The organism is Nocardia sp. NPDC005825, from assembly GCF_040630175.1.
GTDB lineage: Bacteria > Actinomycetota > Actinomycetes > Mycobacteriales > Mycobacteriaceae > Nocardia.
Genome location: NZ_JBEXXC010000009.1, coordinates 87,120 through 103,227, shown reverse-complemented (window position 1 = coordinate 103,227; position 16,108 = coordinate 87,120). Strand labels below are relative to the sequence as shown.

15 protein-coding genes are annotated in these 16,108 nt (G+C 69.8%); 3 read left to right on the top strand and 12 right to left on the bottom strand.

Annotation, left to right across the window (positions count from 1 at the left end; genetic code table 11):
- Nucleotides 1–103: 103 nt before the first annotated feature.
- Nucleotides 104–1,012 (bottom strand): hypothetical protein, encoded by a 909-nt coding sequence (locus ABZ382_RS23975; protein WP_357092654.1) that lies wholly within the window; start codon nt 1,010–1,012, stop codon nt 104–106.
- Between the two features lie 121 nt (nt 1,013–1,133).
- On the opposite strand from ABZ382_RS23975, the gene ABZ382_RS23970 reads away from it, so the two are divergent.
- Complete coding sequence (locus tag ABZ382_RS23970; RefSeq protein ID WP_213557048.1) at nt 1,134–1,343, top strand: TOBE domain-containing protein; 210 nt, start codon at nt 1,134–1,136, stop codon at nt 1,341–1,343.
- Nucleotides 1,344–1,555: 212 nt separating this feature from the next.
- Here the strand turns inward: ABZ382_RS23970 and ABZ382_RS23965 are convergent, their stop codons facing one another.
- Complete coding sequence (locus ABZ382_RS23965; RefSeq protein ID WP_357092651.1) at nt 1,556–3,967, bottom strand: Tex family protein; 2,412 nt, start codon at nt 3,965–3,967, stop codon at nt 1,556–1,558.
- Between the two features lie 120 nt (nt 3,968–4,087).
- Between ABZ382_RS23965 and ABZ382_RS23960 the strand changes: the two genes are divergently transcribed.
- Nucleotides 4,088–5,308 (top strand): PQQ-binding-like beta-propeller repeat protein, encoded by a 1,221-nt coding sequence (locus ABZ382_RS23960; RefSeq protein ID WP_357092649.1) that lies wholly within the window; start codon nt 4,088–4,090, stop codon nt 5,306–5,308.
- A gap of 6 nt (nt 5,309–5,314) precedes the next feature.
- Here ABZ382_RS23960 and trmD read toward each other — a convergent pair whose 3' ends face one another.
- The 6 genes from trmD to ABZ382_RS23930 form a co-directional block, all read right to left on the bottom strand.
- On the bottom strand, nt 5,315–6,016 hold the full coding sequence (gene trmD / locus ABZ382_RS23955; RefSeq protein WP_357092647.1) for a tRNA (guanosine(37)-N1)-methyltransferase TrmD: 702 nt from the start codon (nt 6,014–6,016) through the stop codon (nt 5,315–5,317).
- A gap of 4 nt (nt 6,017–6,020) precedes the next feature.
- On the bottom strand, nt 6,021–6,557 hold the full coding sequence (gene rimM / locus ABZ382_RS23950) for a ribosome maturation factor RimM (protein ID WP_357092644.1): 537 nt from the start codon (nt 6,555–6,557) through the stop codon (nt 6,021–6,023).
- Entirely contained in the window at nt 6,558–6,800 is a 243-nt protein-coding gene (locus ABZ382_RS23945; RefSeq protein ID WP_029930032.1) for an RNA-binding protein, read from the bottom strand.
- Nucleotides 6,800–7,246 carry a 30S ribosomal protein S16 gene (rpsP, locus tag ABZ382_RS23940; protein ID WP_357092641.1) on the bottom strand — a complete coding sequence of 149 codons (447 nt, stop codon included), beginning with the start codon at nt 7,244–7,246 and terminating at the stop codon, nt 6,800–6,802. Before rpsP ends, ABZ382_RS23945 begins: the two co-directional genes overlap by 1 nt.
- 420 nt (nt 7,247–7,666) lie before the next feature.
- Nucleotides 7,667–8,830 carry a hypothetical protein gene (locus ABZ382_RS23935; protein WP_357092638.1) on the bottom strand — a complete coding sequence of 388 codons (1,164 nt, stop codon included), beginning with the start codon at nt 8,828–8,830 and terminating at the stop codon, nt 7,667–7,669.
- Nucleotides 8,831–8,960: 130 nt separating this feature from the next.
- A complete protein-coding gene (locus tag ABZ382_RS23930; RefSeq protein ID WP_357092635.1) occupies nt 8,961–10,061 on the bottom strand; it encodes an amidohydrolase family protein in 1,101 nt (366 codons plus the stop codon).
- Between the two features lie 113 nt (nt 10,062–10,174).
- On the opposite strand from ABZ382_RS23930, the gene ABZ382_RS23925 reads away from it, so the two are divergent.
- Entirely contained in the window at nt 10,175–10,639 is a 465-nt protein-coding gene (locus ABZ382_RS23925) for a DUF1801 domain-containing protein (RefSeq protein ID WP_357092632.1), read from the top strand.
- 3 nt (nt 10,640–10,642) lie between these two features.
- Here the strand turns inward: ABZ382_RS23925 and ABZ382_RS23920 are convergent, their stop codons facing one another.
- The 4 genes from ABZ382_RS23920 to ABZ382_RS23905 form a co-directional block, all read right to left on the bottom strand.
- Nucleotides 10,643–11,380 carry an MBL fold metallo-hydrolase gene (locus ABZ382_RS23920; RefSeq protein WP_357092630.1) on the bottom strand — a complete coding sequence of 246 codons (738 nt, stop codon included), beginning with the start codon at nt 11,378–11,380 and terminating at the stop codon, nt 10,643–10,645.
- A gap of 62 nt (nt 11,381–11,442) precedes the next feature.
- Entirely contained in the window at nt 11,443–13,017 is a 1,575-nt protein-coding gene (gene ffh / locus ABZ382_RS23915) for a signal recognition particle protein (RefSeq protein ID WP_357092628.1), read from the bottom strand.
- Between the two features lie 52 nt (nt 13,018–13,069).
- Nucleotides 13,070–13,378, bottom strand: coding sequence for a hypothetical protein (locus ABZ382_RS23910; protein ID WP_357092625.1), 309 nt, complete (start codon nt 13,376–13,378; stop codon nt 13,070–13,072).
- Nucleotides 13,379–13,565: 187 nt separating this feature from the next.
- The gene (locus ABZ382_RS23905; RefSeq protein WP_357092622.1) at nt 13,566–16,013 is read right to left on the bottom strand and encodes a [protein-PII] uridylyltransferase; all 2,448 of its coding nucleotides are present in this window, start codon (nt 16,011–16,013) and stop codon (nt 13,566–13,568) included.
- Nucleotides 16,014–16,108: the final 95 nt, after the last annotated feature.

Here is a 16,108-nt window from a genome sequence, read left to right as displayed (position 1 = left end):
AAGGCAACCTGAGCATTGTGCCAGACGACGCGGCCCGGACGGGAATCGGGGTCGAGCGATCGGCGGCCGACCGGCGGGATCCGCCGACACCGGTCCCGGCAAGCTACGGGCTATCGACCGGTTCGGTCGGGCGCTCGAAGGGCTTGCGGCCCGGCATCAAGTGTAGGTGGGTGGGCGGCGGCGCCGGCGGGGCCGGGACCACGGTGCGGCTCAGCTCCTCCTCCGCGGCGCGCAGGACGTGCTCGGCGTCGGGCTTTCCGGCCAGCACATCCTGCACGAAGATCTTGGCGCGGATCATCGGGCGGCGGTAGCGGCGTTCCCGCACCATGGCGCGGCGCATGAGACCCGAGCGGGTGCCGTAGCGCCAGCGGGCCCAGGGCGCACCCGGGCGGCTGAGTCGCAGGGCGCCGATGAAGAGCAGGGGCGGGAAGAACATGCCGAACAGACCGGTCCAGATCTTGCCCTTGGCGATGACGATCGCGGCGAGCAGCAGGTTCATCAACGCGAACGCGATCGTGAACAAGCGCTCGGGCACATTCGGATCGGACCGCAGCTCGCGCAGGTCCCCGATGTCGAGCAGCCACAGCGGATGGAAACCCAGCAGCAGCAAGCCCGTCACGGCCAAGGCGACGAACACCGCGTCGACCGAGGTGCGGCCCTGCTCCTCCCAGTACACGTCGCGCAGGTAGTAGATGAGCGCGAACTCGTCGAGCACCAGGGCCGCGCCGAGCCCGAAAACCGCGGCGAGCGCACTGATCACGCCGACCGTGCTCTGATACAGCGCGACCAGTCCCATGCCGGACCCGAGCACCAGCACCACGCCGAACACCATGTGATGGATGTGCACGTCGCCCGCGCGGACATTGCCCGGCCACCATCGCACCTGTTTCCGGATGAGCCGCACACTGATCCGGATCAACAGGAATCCGACGATGAACCCCAGCAGCAGGCATGCCAGCGGCAATCGGCCGTGCGCCACCACGACATCTTCCCACCACCGCCGCACATGCATGCCCGTGTCGCCTCCGGAATCCTCACGCGAACCCCAACCCCCGCCACGCTACCCGGGTCCAAGATCGGCACGCCGAGATCACGAACACGCGGCGACGCGACGGAGCTATACCCTGGCGACCATGCGACTGAGTACACGAAATCAACTCGATGGAACGGTCACCCAGGTCACCCGCGGCGAGGCCATGGCCGTCGTCCGCATCCGCCTCGCCGGCGGCGACGAGATCACTTCTTCCATCACCCGCGACGCCGCCGACGACCTCGGCCTGGCCGACGGCACGCCCGTCAAGGTCCTGATCAAATCGACCGAAGTCTCGCTCGGCGTCGAATAGCCGCCCCGGAACGGCCGAGGCGGGCCCGATCCGCCTCCGCCGCTCCGCTTTTCACCACCCCGCTCGACCTGCGACGACAGCCGGACTGCCGGTCCACACCGGTTGGCGACCCCGACGGCACCCTGCACCACGTCGGCTCCCCGATCCCGGAACAGCCGTCCGGCCGCGCCCCGGGGTGGGCACGGCCGGATGGGTGGTTCGGAACAGGTCGGTCAGCGACCGAAGCCCGCGCGGCGCAGGGCGTCGGCCATGCTGCCGCTGGCGGCGGGCTGGTTGCGGTTGCCGCCGCCCTGATTGCGGTTGCCGCCCTGGCGGTTTCCGCCGGACCGGTCGCCACCCTGACGATCGCCGCCCTGGCGGTTGCCGCCGCCGCGCTGGCCGCCGCCCTGGTTGGCGCGGGGGCCGCCGCGTTCGGGCTTGCCGGCGCCGGGCTCGTCGTCGAGGCGCAGCGACAGGCCGATGCGCTGGCGCTGGACGTCCACTTCCAGGACCTTGACCTTCACGACATCGCCGGACTTCACGACCTCGCGCGGATCCTTGACGAAGTTGTGGGACATGGCCGAGACGTGGACCAGGCCGTCCTGGTGGACGCCGATGTCGACGAACGCGCCGAAGGCGGCCACATTGGTGACGACGCCCTCGAGCACCATGCCGGGCTTCAGGTCGGCGACCTTCTCGATGCCCGCGGCGAATTCGGCCGTCTTGAACTCCGGTCGCGGGTCGCGGCCGGGCTTCTCGAGCTCGGAGATGATGTCGGAGACGGTGGGGACACCGAACTGCTCGTCGGTGAAGTCCGCGGGACGCAGGGCGCGCAGCGCGGAGGTGTTGCCGATGATCTCCTTGATGCCCTTGCCGCTGGCGTCGAGGATGCGGCGGACCACCGGGTAGGCCTCGGGGTGCACGCCGGAGGTGTCGAGCGGGTCGTCGCCCTCGCGGATGCGGAGGAAGCCGGCGCACTGCTCGAAGGCCTTGGGGCCCAGGCGCGGGACGTCCTTGAGCCCGGCGCGGTTACGGAACGGACCGTTGGCATCGCGGTGGGCCACAATGGATTCGGCGATCGAGTTGGAGATGCCCGACACCCGCGAGAGCAGCGGGACCGAGGCGATGTTCACGTCGACGCCGACCGCGTTCACCGCGTCCTCGACCACCGCGCCCAGCGAACGGGCCAGCAGGGTCTCGGACACGTCGTGCTGGTACTGGCCGACGCCGATGGACTTCGGGTCGATCTTCACGAGTTCGGCCAGGGGGTCCTGGAGGCGGCGAGCGATGGACACCGCGCCACGCAGCGACACGTCCATGTCGGGCAGCTCCGCGGAGGCGTACGCGGAGGCCGAGTACACCGACGCGCCCGCCTCGGAGACCACGATCTTGGTGGGCTTGTTCTCCGGGATGCGCGAGATCAGTTCGGTGGCAAGGGCGTCGGTCTCGCGGGAGGCGGTGCCGTTGCCGATGGCGATCAGCTCCACATTGAACCGGGCGACCAGTGCGCCGAGCACGGCGAGCGACTTCTCGGTCTGCCCCTGCGGCTTGTGCGGGTAGATGACCTCGGTGGCAACGGCCTTACCGGTGGAGTCGACCACGGCCACCTTCACACCGGTGCGGTAGCCCGGGTCCAGGCCCATGGTGGTGCGGGTGCCCGCCGGGGCGGCCAGCAGCAGGTCGCGCAGGTTGGCGGCGAACACGTCGACGGCATCGCGTTCGGCGGACTGGCGCAACCGCATCCGGGTGTCGATACCCAGGCTGACCTGCAACTTGGTCCGCCACGCCCAGCGCACGGTGTCCAGCAGCCAGCCGTCGGCGGCCCGGCCGCGATCGGCGATGTCGAACTTGACGGCGATGCGGCCCTCGTAGATCGAGCGCTGCCCGTCCTCGAGTTCCTCGGTGTCGGGTTCGAGGTGCAGGTTGAGCACCTCCTCCTTCTCACCGCGCAGCAGCGCCAGGATGCGGTGCGAGGGCAGCTTGGAGAACGGCTCGGAGAATTCGAAGTAGTCGGCGAACTTCGCGCCCGCCTCCTCCTTGCCCGCACGCACGGACGAGGACACCTGGCCGCGCTCCCACATGAGTTCGCGCAGTTCACCGACCAGGTCGGCGTCCTCGGCGAAACGTTCCACCAGGATGGCGCGGGCGCCGTCGAGCTGTTCGGCGTTGTACTGCGCGGGATCGGTGGCGGGGTCGCCCAGCAGCGCGTCGGCCACCGGCTCGTGCCCGGCCTCGCGCGCGATCTGCGCCTTGGTGCGCCGCTTCGGCTTGAACGGCAGGTAGATGTCCTCGAGGCGGGCCTTGGTGTCGGCGAGCATGATCTGCGTGTGCAGCGCGTCGTCCAATTTGCCCTGGCCACGGATGGATTCGATGATCGAGCCCCGGCGCTCGTCGAGTTCACGCAGGTAGTGGAGGCGCTCGTCGAGGGTGCGTAGCTGCGCGTCGTCGAGTCCGCCGGTGACTTCCTTGCGGTAGCGGGCGATGAACGGCACGGTCGAGCCGGCATCGAGGAGTTCGACGGCGGAGCGCACCTGCTCCTCGCGCACGCCCAGCTCGTCGGCGATACGCCGGCCGACGCTGGCGAGGCGGACGGTGCCGGTGGCACCTGCGGATGCTGCGCTGACGGTTTCGGAGGCTGTCGTCACGCCCGCAGACACTACCGCCGTCGCCCGACGCCCGGTGCAACGCCCACGCGCGATTCGGTCCGTTCTGTCCCGCGAGTCTCGGATCGGCGCGCCGCGAGGCCGGTGGCAGGATCGACCCCCGTGCCGATCCCGACTCTGCGCGAACGTGTTCCACGTCGAGTGTTCCGGGCCTGCGCCCGCGTCGCCCTGGCGGCGGGGCTGGCGGCGGCCGCGGCGGGCTGCGGTTCGAGCGGTTCCGCCTCCACCACGAACGGATCCACGGTGCCCGACCTGGACCTGAGCGCGGTCAAGACGCTGTCGCTGGGCCGGAGCGAGTCCTTCGGGGTCACCTCCACGGGGGTCTACACCCTGGCCGACGACGGGATCACCGGCGTGGACATCCATACCGGACAACAGCTTTGGAAGATCGCGTCGACCGGAACTCCGCCCGAGCAGGGCAAGATCCAGGTGCTGGACTCCGGGCATGTGCTGCTGGCCGGATGGCAGGGCGCCCCGGGCCTGACCGCCTACGACACCGGAACCGGCACGCGGCTGTGGGACACCCCCGCCGAGCAGTGGTTCGAGTCGGATTCCAGCACCGGGCAATTCGTCCATTTCGATCCGCGCACCGGCGAGCAGCGCTGGTCGATCGATCCGGGCGCGCTCGGTTGCGCCACGCCATTACCGAAGGACCTTCCGGCCCTGTTCGATTCGGATGTGCCCAGCCTGGCCGACGGTCCCGGCGTGGTGGTGTTCCGCTGTGCCGCGGCGGGCGGCCGGACCATCGTCGGCGGCCTCGATCGCACCACCGGATCCACGGTCTGGCATCGCGACATCCCCGCGAAGGGCACCTTCCTGCGCGGTCCCGGCCGGATGGCCATCGTGGTGACCGACGGCGGCATCGACACCGTCGACATGGCCGACGGGTCCACACTCGGCAGCCGGAAAGCCGCCTCCGACAAGGAATTCCGCGCCCTGCTCGCCGACGGTTCGTCGCTCACGATGGACAGCTACGTCATCGCCGACGACAAGGACATGCGGCTGCAAGCCCCCGACGGCAGCGTCCGCTGGCGAGTGCCGCTGGACGCGCACCAGGAGGAGATACAGCCGTCGATGGTGAGCAGCCGCAACGCCGTCTTCCTGCTCATGCGGGAGAGCAGCGGGTCCAAAGCATGGCTGGTGGCCTACGGCACCGAGAACGGCAAACGGACCGTCGTCCTCGGCCCGGGCCCGACCACGGCGGGCGAAAAGCCCACGCTCACCATGAATCTGGACATCTCGCACACCCGGCTCTATCCCGCGCCGTGGGGCATCCTCGTCACGGGTTCGGACGACAGTTACGCCGCCATCCCGAAACGCTGAGCGGTCTCAGCCGAGTTCGGTCGGCGCGACGTCGGGCAGCAGGTCGGGTCGGCGCGCGGCCGTGCGTTCCAGCGACTGCTCGTGCCGCCACTGCGCGATCCTGGCGTGATTGCCGGACAGCAGGATCTCCGGCACGTCCAGTCCGCGCCAGCTCACCGGCCGCGTGTAGGACGGCCCCTCGAGCAGACCGTCGGAGAACGAATCCTGTTCGTGGGACTGCTGATTGCCGAGCACGCCCGGGATCAACCGGACGAACGCCTCCGTCATGACCAGCACCGCGGCCTCGCCGCCGATCAGCACGTAATCGCCGATGCTGACCTCCTCGACGCGCACGCGCCGCGCGGCATCGTCGAAGACCCGCTGGTCGATGCCCTCGTAGCGGCCACACGCGAACACGATGTGCTGTTCGCCGGACCAGCGTTGCGCGGTCTCCTGTGTGAACGGCACGCCCGCCGGGGTGGGCACCACCAGCAGGGCATCGTCCGGGCACACCTCGTCGAGGGCGTCGCCCCACACGGTCGGTTTCATGACCATGCCGGGGCCGCCGCCGTAGGGGGTGTCGTCCACGGATTTGTGCACGTCGTGGGTCCAGCGGCGCAGGTCGTGCACCTCGACCTCGAGCAATCCCTTGTCGATGGCCTTGCCCAGCAAGGCCGCTCGCATCGGCTCGAGGTATTCGGGGAAGATCGTGACGACGTCGATACGCATGCCGCTACTCCGGGTCCAGCAGGCCCTCGGGCGGGTCGATGACGATCAGCCCGTCGGCAACCGACACGGTCGGCACCATGGCCAGCACGAACGGCACCAGGATCTCCCGGCCCGCGGGCGGGAAGGCGTCCCCGGCCTTGATCGAGAGCAGTTCTCCCGCAGCGGAATGCAGCACTTCGTTCACGGTGCCGACGAGGGTGCCGTCGGCGAGTTCGACGCGGAGCCCTTCGAGCTCGTGGTCGTAGTACTCGTCCGGATCCTCGGACGGCGGCAGGTCCGCGGTGTCGACCACGAACAGCATGCCGCGCAACGCATCCGCGGCGGTGCGATCGACGAGCCCGTCCAGACGCAGCAGAAGCCGGCCCGAGTGCTCCCGGGCCGACTCCACTACGAATTCCTGCGTCTGCTTCGCGCGCGGCAGCTTCCCCGTGAGGACGCTGCCGGGCGCGAACCGCAGATCCGGCTCGTCGGTGCGGACATCTACGACGAGTTCGCCGCGCACACCGTGCGATTTGGCGACCCGCCCGACGACCAGTTCCATCTACTGATCCGTGTCGACCACGTCGACGCGAATGCCCTTGCCGCCGATGCCGGCGACCAGGGTGCGCAGCGCGGTCGCGGTACGACCGCCGCGACCGATCACCTTGCCCAGATCGTCGGGGTGCACGTGCACCTCGACGGTGCGGCCACGACGGCTGGTGATCAGCTCGACGTGGACGTCGTCCGGATTGGCGACGATGCCGCGAACCAGATGTTCGACAGCATCAGCCACGACGGCACTCATTACTCGGCGGCTTCGGTGGTGGCCTCAGCGGCCTCGGCCTCGGCGGCCTCGTCCTTCTTGGCGGCCTTCTTCTTGGGGGTGACGGCCTCGGCGACCGGCTCGTTCTCGGCGGCGGCCAGCGCGGCGTTGAACAGGTCCAGCTTGGACGGCTTCGGGGCCGCGACCTTCAGGGTGCCCTCGGCGCCCGGCAGGCCCTTGAACTTCTGCCAGTCGCCGGTGATCTCCAGCAGACGCTTCACCGGCTCGGTCGGCTGCGCGCCGACACCCAGCCAGTACTGGGCGCGCTCGGAGTCGATCTGGATGAGCGAGGGCTCCTGCTTCGGCTGGTAGATGCCGATCGACTCGATGGCGCGGCCGTCACGACGGGTGCGGGCGTCGGCGACGACGATGCGGTACTGGGGGTTGCGGATCTTGCCCAGACGGGTCAGCTTGATACGAACAGCCATGAGCTGCTTCCTTTCAAAGGTTGGTCACGTCGCAATTCAGCGACCCACTCGCGGTGGGCCCGGTTTTGCGTCAAGTGCTGTGACCGCCGCGCGGTACGGAACCGGAGACGGGCTGACACTGTCCTCGATGAGGACGGTCGTTCATTCTGCCAGACCCCCGTCCGGCCGGAGAAATCGCCCCGCAACCCCTGGAAACGGCGACAGCCCACCGGAGGGTCCCGATGGGCTGTGACCGTACCCGCCGCTAGTTCGGGGTCGAGCTGCCCGAGGTCAGCAGCTTCACGATCAGTCCGGCCAGCACGCTGATGGCCAGGGTTTCGATGGAACCCACGGTCGTTCTCCTCATCAGGGGTCGAGAAATGAAACGTGTGAAGCATGCACGATTCACTATCCCTGCGCAGGGGAATCGGCAGAAGAGTCCTACCGGCGGCGCATACAGATGGTGAGCCCCGCGGTGGTGCCCGGACCGTAGGTCAGACTGACCGCCGTGCCGGAGGGACACGCGTTGTCGTTCGAGTCGTGGCGATCGGTCACCTCGTAGCGGGCCCCGGGATCCCCGCAATCGATCCGGTGCGTGGCCGACGCCGAGGTCGCGTGGACATTGTCGTCGGTGATGCAGTCACCGATCACCGCGTACCGCGAATCACCCAGATCCGCCGGGCCCATGCAGACCACCAGCACCAGATCCGTCTTGTCGTTGCCGCGGGTGAACACCGAGTTCGCCCCCAGATCGTCCGAGCACTCCGGGTGCGCGGGCTTGCCGTGGACGGTGCGCACCGACAAGACCCGCTGCGAGGCGCCCGGAGCGGTGCAGGCCACCTTCTTCATGGTGTTGCGGTCGCCGCAGTCACCGAGTTTCGCGGTGCCCATCGAGGTGGCGTCGGTGTCGTTGGCGCACACCACGATCGCGCGCCCGCCCAGCGAGGACTGCGCGAACGCCATCCGCGCCGCCGGATACTGCTTGCACGCCTGATCGGTGACCGGGACCTTCGTATGCAGTTCGATCGCAACGACTTTCGCCGGTGCGGGGGTCATGCCGCAGTCGACACGGGTCAAGGTGTCCCCCGCGCCCTTCACGTCGACGCAATCCTCGGCCTGCAACGAGCCCGGGTCGGTGAGATTGAACCGGGTCGGGGCCAGGCACAGGACGGTGCTCGTCTGCTTGCCCGACACCGGCCACTCGGTCACCGCGCGGGTGGCGTCGGGGTACTTCGCGCACGCCGTTTCCAGCGGGAACACCAGATCCTCGCGGGCCACGATCTTGTACAGCGAGTACTCGTCTCCGCACTCGTGCACGACGGGTTTGACGGGCGTCTCGAGCGCGACGCACGCGCCGACGGGGAACGCCACCGGATCCGGGCGGGTGAGCACCCACCCGAACAAGGCCGACGCCGCGCCGACGATCACCACCGCGAGCACCGCGCCCCACACCCACCACCGCCGCTTGCGTGGGACCGAGGTGGGAATCCCCGGCGTGTCGGCCGAAACCGTCGGCCCCCAGCCGGGATTCGCCTCGCCCGGCTGCCCGGGCGACCGGTCCTGCGGCGGCGCGACGGGGGCGACGGGATCGGATGGTTCGAGCATGGTTCCCTCCCACGGACTGCTGCGGAAACTCTCCGCGACAATGCAGGGGGAGATCGTAAGACCCGGCATTTCTTATGCCGGGTGACGGATTGGGATACCTATTCGCCGTGGATATTCGAGCGGGATCAGCTCAGCGGTACGCGGTCACCGGGTCGCGGCGGTCGTAGACGCGGCCGCGCAGCACCACCCAGGAGGGGGTGGCGAGGATGCGGAGGTTGACGCGGGGGTCGTCCTGGTAGACAACGAAATCCGCGGGGGCGCCCGGGCTGATGCCGGGGTGGCCGAGCCACTTCCGGGCGTTCCAGGCGGACGCGCCCATCGCGTCGTGGGCACGGAAACCGGCCTCGGTGAGGGCGATGATCTCGTCGGCGATACGGCCGTGGCGGATGGAGCCGCCCGCATCGGTGCCGGTGTAGACGGGCACCCCGGCGTCGTGGGCCTTGGCGACGGTGTCGCGGGAGCGGCGGTGGAGGTCGCGCATGTGGGCGGCGTAGGCGGGGAATTTGGCTGCGCCGTCGGCGATTCCGGGGAAGGTGTCGATATTGACGAGGGTGGGGACCAGGGCGGTGCCCTGCGCCGCCATGGCGGCGATGGTGTCGTCGGTGAGGCCGGTGCCGTGCTCGATGCAGTCGATGCCCGCGGCGAGCAGGCCGGGCAGGGCGTCCTCGCCGAAGACGTGGGCGGTGACGCGGGCCCCCTCGCGGTGGGCGGCGTCGATGGCGGCCTTCAGGACCGGATCCGACCACAGCGGCGCGAGGTCGCCGACCGCGCGGTCGATCCAGTCGCCGATGATCTTGACCCAGCCGTCGCCGCGGCGAGCCTGCTCGGCCACGATGTCGGGCAGGTCGCGCTCGTCGTCGAGTTCGATGCCGAGTTCGCGGATATAGCGTTTGGGGCGGGCGATGTGGCGGCCCGCGCGGATGATGCGCGGCAGGTCGGCGCGCTCGTCGAGGAAACGGGTGTCGACCGGTGAGCCCGCGTCACGCAGCAGCAGCGCCCCGGCGTCCCGCTCGACCTCGGCCTGGGCGATCAGCCCATCCGAATCCTCGTGCCCGCCACCGTATTTGATGCCGACATGGCAGTGCGCATCGACCAGGCCGGGCAGGATCCAGCCGGAGGCGTGCACGGTGTCCGCGCCGGGCACCGGCTCGGCGGACATCACCCCGTCGCGCACCCACAGATCCCGGAGTTCACCGTCGGGCAGGACGAACCCACGGAAATGCAGCCGCATGGGATCACTATCGCACGGCCGCCGAATCGATCCGTTTCGAAGAAGCCTCCGGCGGCCACCGCTTCCTAGCATGGGAAGGGTCCGAATCGAGACCGCCGACGGAGGAAACCGACATGGCCACGAAGCAGGGCAGCACCGCGAAGAAGAAGTCCGCACCGGCGTTCACCGCCGAGGAACGCGCCGCGATGAAAGAGCACGCCGCCGAGGTGAAGAAGGCCAATGCCCGCGGCGGCAAGGCCACCAAGGCCGACGGCACCCAGGACGTCCTCGACAAGATCGCCGAACTCGATGGCGCCGACCTGCGCATCGCCCAGCGCCTGCACGCCCTCATCACGGCCGCGGCCCCCGACCTGGTCCCCCGCACCTGGTACGGCATGCCCGCCTACACCCGCGACGGCAAGAACGTCTGCTTCTTCCAGCCCGCGACCAAGTTCAAGAACCGCTACACCACCCTCGGTTTCGAGGGCGCGGCCAATCTCGACGACGGCGGCATGTGGGCGACCAGCTTCGCCATCGTCGAGTTGACCCCCGAGATCGAGGCCCGGATCACCGCGCTGGTGAAGCAAGCGGCGAGCTGAGACTCAGGACTGCGCGAAAGCGGCCAGCAGGGCGGGTAGATCCTCGCGGATCGGCAGCCCGTGCCCGGGCACCAGCACCTCGGCCCCCAGGTCGGCGAGGCTCCGCGCGCTCGCCAGCGTCCCCGGCTCGTCGTGGTTGAACACGCCCGGCAGCAGCTGCAAACCGGTCCCCCGCGCGATCGGGTGACCGGTGACCAGGGCGTCCCCGGAGAACAGCACGCCTTCCGACGGCATGAAGTACGCGGTGTGACCGTTCGTGTGACCGGGCGTCGGCACCGCGACGAACCCGCCCGGCAAGGCCGCCAGGGTCCCCGCGTCCGCCGCCACCGCGGTCGGCACGCTCATCCCGATATGCCCCACGCAGGCCCGCAGCGTCTGCGCCACCCACACCGCGCCGCGCCGACTCCCCAACTGCCCGACCATCTGCCGCGGCGTGATCTGCTGCAGATACTCCCGCTTGGCGTGCCGGACCTCCTCGGCCCCGGTGTACACCGGCACCCCGGCCCGCTCGACCAGGGCCGGAATCGCCCCGATGTGATCCAGATGCGCGTGGGTCACGAGGACCGCCGCGATATCGCCGAGCCGGCGCCCGATCCGGGACACCGAACTCAGCACCGCGGCGGTATCGGCGGGATACCCCGCGTCCACCACGGTCACACCACGATCATCACTGACCAACGCCCAGTTGACGTTCGTCCCCGCCACGACGTACACGGAATCGGAAACCTGATCGATTTTCACGACCGAACCGTACCGACCATCCCGGCCCCGCACAGGGCGACGCGAGGCCCGCTGTCATTCCGTCAGTTCTTGGGGAAGTTCAGCTTGCTCAAGTCGAAGCCCTCGAGGCCCGGGGGCAGCTCGTTGAGGCCGGCCGGGAGGTTGGACAGGTCCGGCATGCCGCCGGGCATACCGCCCGGGAGGCCGGGCATGCCGGGGAAGCCGCCGCGCACCTTGGGCGGGGTCGGACCGCGTCCGCCCTTCTTGCCCTTCTTGCCGCCCTTCTTGGTGTTCTTGCCGCCCCGGTTGCCGCCGGGGAAGCCGAACTGGCGGCTCATCGCGCCCATCATCTTCTTCGCTTCGAAGAAGCGGTCCACGAGCTGGTTGACGTCGGAGACCGCGACACCCGAGCCGTTGGCGATGCGCAGGCGGCGGGAGGCGTTGATGATCTTCGGGTTGGCGCGCTCGGCGGGGGTCATGCCGCGGATGATGGCCTGCACGCGGTCGAGCTGCTTGTCGTCGACCTGCGCGAGAACATCTTTCATCTGGCCCGCGCCCGGCAGCATGCCCAGCAGGTTGCCGATCGGGCCCATCTTGCGGATGGCCAGCATCTGCTCGAGGAAGTCCTCGAGGGTCAGCTCACCGGACCCGATCTTGCGGGCGGCCTCCTCGGCCTGCTTGGCGTCGTAGACCTGCTCGGCCTGCTCGATCAGGGTGAGCAGGTCACCCATGCCGAGGATGCGCGAGGCCATACGGTCGGGGTGGAAGACGTCGAAGTCCTCGAGCTTCTCACCGGTGGAGGCGAAAAGGATGGGCTGGCCGGTGATCTCACGCACCGACAGCGCCGCGCCACCGCGGGCGTCACCGTCGAGCTTGGTGAGCACGACACCGGTGAAGCCGACGCCGTCGCGGAAGGCCTCGGCGGTGGAGACCGCGTCCTGACCGATCATGGCGTCGAGGACGAACAGGGTCTCGTCGGGGTTGACGGCGTCGCGGATGCCCGCGGCCTGCCGCATGAGCTCCTCGTCGATGCCGAGGCGGCCGGCGGTGTCGACGATGACCACGTCGTACTGCTTGGTCTTGGCCTCCTCGATACCGGCGCGCGCGACGTCGACCGGATCGGATGCCGAGACGCCCAGCGGGTTCTCGCCGCCGCCGATGGAGGTGCCCGGGTGCGGCGCGAAGACCGGCACCCCGGCCCGCTCGCCGACCACCTGCAGCTGGGTGACCGCGCCCGGACGCTGGAGGTCACACGCGACCAGCAGCGGCGTATGGCCCTGCCCCTTCAGGTATTTGGCGAGCTTGCCCGCGAGGGTGGTCTTACCGGCACCCTGCAGACCGGCCAGCATGATGACCGTGGGCGGGTTCTTGGCCAGGCGCAGCCGCCGGGTCTCGCCGCCGAGGATCTTGATGAGCTCCTCGTTGACGATCTTGACGATCTGCTGCGCGGGATTCAGCGCCGCGGAGACTTCCGCGCCCTTGGCGCGCTCCTTGACATTGGCGATGAAGCCGCGCACCACGGGCAGCGCGACGTCGGCCTCGAGCAGCGCCAGGCGGATCTCCCGAGCGGTCGCGTCGATGTCCGCCGGCGACAGGCGTCCCTTGCCACGCAGATCCTTGAGGGCACCGGCCAACCGGTCGGAAAGGGATTCGAACACCGATGCTCTCCTGGTATCTCGAGGGACGTCACTCGAGATACCAGGGTAGTGGCTATTCGAGCGACCGCGGCCGGGGGCCGGGGCGGCGCAGGTCGTGCTTCTCGATGGCAACCATGCCGACCGCCTCGCGGGCGGTGAGGCCGAGCTCCAGGGCGAGCCCGTCGAGGATCGCCCAGCCGGCGTCCGACGGGCTCTCGTCGGTGACGGCGGAGGCGATGGTCATGGCGGTCACGGCCTGCTGCCCGGTGAGGGTCCGGCCGGGCAGCCAGGAGACCACCCAGCGGTCGCCACCGACACAGCGGGCGATGTGCGCGGTCAGATCGCTTGTCATCATCGACGCGGAAACGACTTCGATTGCCACCGACTCACTCCCCTCGTGTTCGCGACTCGTGACGGACACGTGCACGCGGAATACTAAGGTGTGACACCGGTCACTCGGCCGCCATACAGCAAATCTCCTGCAACATTCTGATCAACGGGCAAACGCCTGGTTTGCCAGTTACTTCCGTCGCCTGGTCTCCAACCGGAAAACCGCTGGAAGATCCGATTCAGCTGTCCGATTCAGGCGATTTCTTCGGTTGTTGGGGCGGCACCACCGCGAGCACCGCCGCCGAGATCTCGGCTCGCCGCCCGGGCGTGTCGGTATCGCCCAGATCCAGGCAGAACGTGTCGACGACCGCGGAACCCAGGGTCACCACCTTCGCCCACGACACGTTCACCCCCGATTCGGCCAGCGCCGCGGCCAACCGGTTCAGCAACCCGATCCGGTCCTCGGCCCGCAGTTCCAGCAACACCCGCCCCGGCTCGGCGGTCTCGTGCCAGAACACCCGCGGCCGCGCCTGCGCGAACGGACTCGGCTGGGTGCCCACCGCATCGCGCTCCTTGCGGGCCAGCACCGATGCCAGATCCAGATCGCCGTTGATGGCGCGGATCAACTCCTGCCGCAGCAGACCGGCGTCCGGCGGATCACCGAACCGCGGCGCCACCACGAAGGTGTCGATCGCCGCCTCGCCCACACTGGCCAGCTCGGCCGACAACACCCGCAGCGAATGCACGGCCAGCACGCCCGCGGCCTCCGACAGCAGGCCCGGACTGTCCGGGGCGACCACGGTGACCACGTGGTGGTAGCGCCCGTCCCCCGGCTTCAGATCCACGTGCACGCCACCGGATTTCGCGCGGGCGCGCAGTTCCTCGGGGATCGGGGTCGGCTCCGGCAGCGGGTCGCCCGCCATGGCGTGGCGGCAGTTGCGGACCAGATCGCCGATCAGCGAGGCCTTCCAGTCGTTCCACACCCCGGGCCCGGTGGCCAGCGCGTCGGCCTCGGCCAGGGCGGCCAGCAGTTCCAGGAGATGCGGGTCGCCGTCGAGGGCGTCGATCACCATCTTCACGGTGTCGGGGTCGGAAGTGTCACGGCGCGTGGCGGTATCGGGCAGCAGCAGGTGGTGGCGCACCATGGCGGCCATCGTCTGCACGTCGGAAGGCCACAGCCCCAGGCGATTTCCGATCGACACGGCCAGTTCCGCGCCGACCAGGCTGTGGTCCTCGGTGCGGCCCTTGCCGATGTCGTGCAGCAGCGCGCCCAGTAGCAGCAGGTCCGGGCGGGAGACGCGGGTGGACAGCGCACCGGCCCGGGCGACGGTCTCCATCAGGTGGCGGTCCACGGTCCAGGTGTGCATGGCGTCGCGCGGCGGCAGGTCTCGCACCACGCCCCACTCCGGAAACAGCCTGCCCCACAGGCCCGTTCGGTCCAGTGCCTCGACGGCGTCGACGGTGCCGCGGCCCGCGCCCAGCAGCACCAGCAGGTCGTTGAGCGCCTCCTTGGGCCACGGCTCGCGCAGCTCGGGCGCGTCCTCGCCGAGGCGGTTGAGGGTGGTGGCCGACATCGGTAGCCCGGTCTGCGCCGACGCCGCTGCCACCCGCAGGATCAGGCCGGGATCGCGCTGCGGGCGGGCATCGCGGGCGAGCACCACTTCTCCGGAATGCTCGACCACCCCCTCATCGAGTGGTCGGCGCACCGGAACACGGCGCAAGCGCGCGAGCCCGCGGCGGGGCAGCGCGTTCCCGGCGGTCCGCAGCCCGACATCGGTGGAGTAGCCGATGGTGCGGGCCGCGTCGCTGAGCGTGCGGGCCAGATCGAAGCGGTCACCGATCCGCAGGGCCGCCCCGATCTCGTCGGCGTCCTGGGCCCGCAGCTGGTCGCGGGCGCGGCCCGCCACCCGATGCAGCTCGGTGCGCACATCGAGCAGGCGGCGGTGCGCCTGCTTCAGCCCGCCGCCCGGCACTTCCGGACCGAGCCCCGGCATGGCGTCGGTCAGTTGTGCGATGGCGAGGGCGTCCAGCAACTGGATGTCCCGCAGTCCGCCGCGCCCGTTCTTGAGATCGGGTTCGGCGCGGTGGGCGACGTCTCCGCTCCGGCGCCAGCGGGTGTGGGCCTGCTCGATCAGGGCGTCGAAACGAGACCGGATCCCGGCCCGCCAGTCCCGGCGCACCCCGCCGATGAGCAGGTTGCTCAATCCGTCGTCGCCGACGATGTGCCGGGCCTCGAGCATGCCGAGGCCGGCGGTGAGATCGTCGGCGGCCACGCGCAGCGCCTGCGGGACGGTGCGCACGCTGTGATCGAGCTTGATGTGGGCGTCCCACAGCGGATACCAGAGCTGATCGGCGACCTCGGCGACCCGGGCGGGGTCGACGTCGTCGTAGAGCAGCACCAGATCCAGATCGGAGTAGGGCAGCATCTCCCGGCGGCCCAGTCCGCCCACCGCGACCAGGGCGAGCCCGCTGTCGGCGGTGATGCCGACCTCATGGCCCTTGGTGGTCAGCCACAGGTCGTAGAGGTCCACCAGGGCCTCACGCAGGGCCTCGGCGTCGAGCCGGGCGACGCGGCCGTTCGAGCCGTGCTCGGCCAGCAACTGGTTGCGGGCCCGGACCAGGTCCGAGGCGCCGCCGGAGACCTTGGTGTCCTCGGCCTTGTCATCGCGTTCCTGCTGGAAACCCACAACCCGCCCCTCTCGATTCAATTCACTTCGCCGCCCCGGCACGGGGACGGCCCCGTCACCGCCGGTTTCGACACCGACGGGGCCGGGGCCGCCAC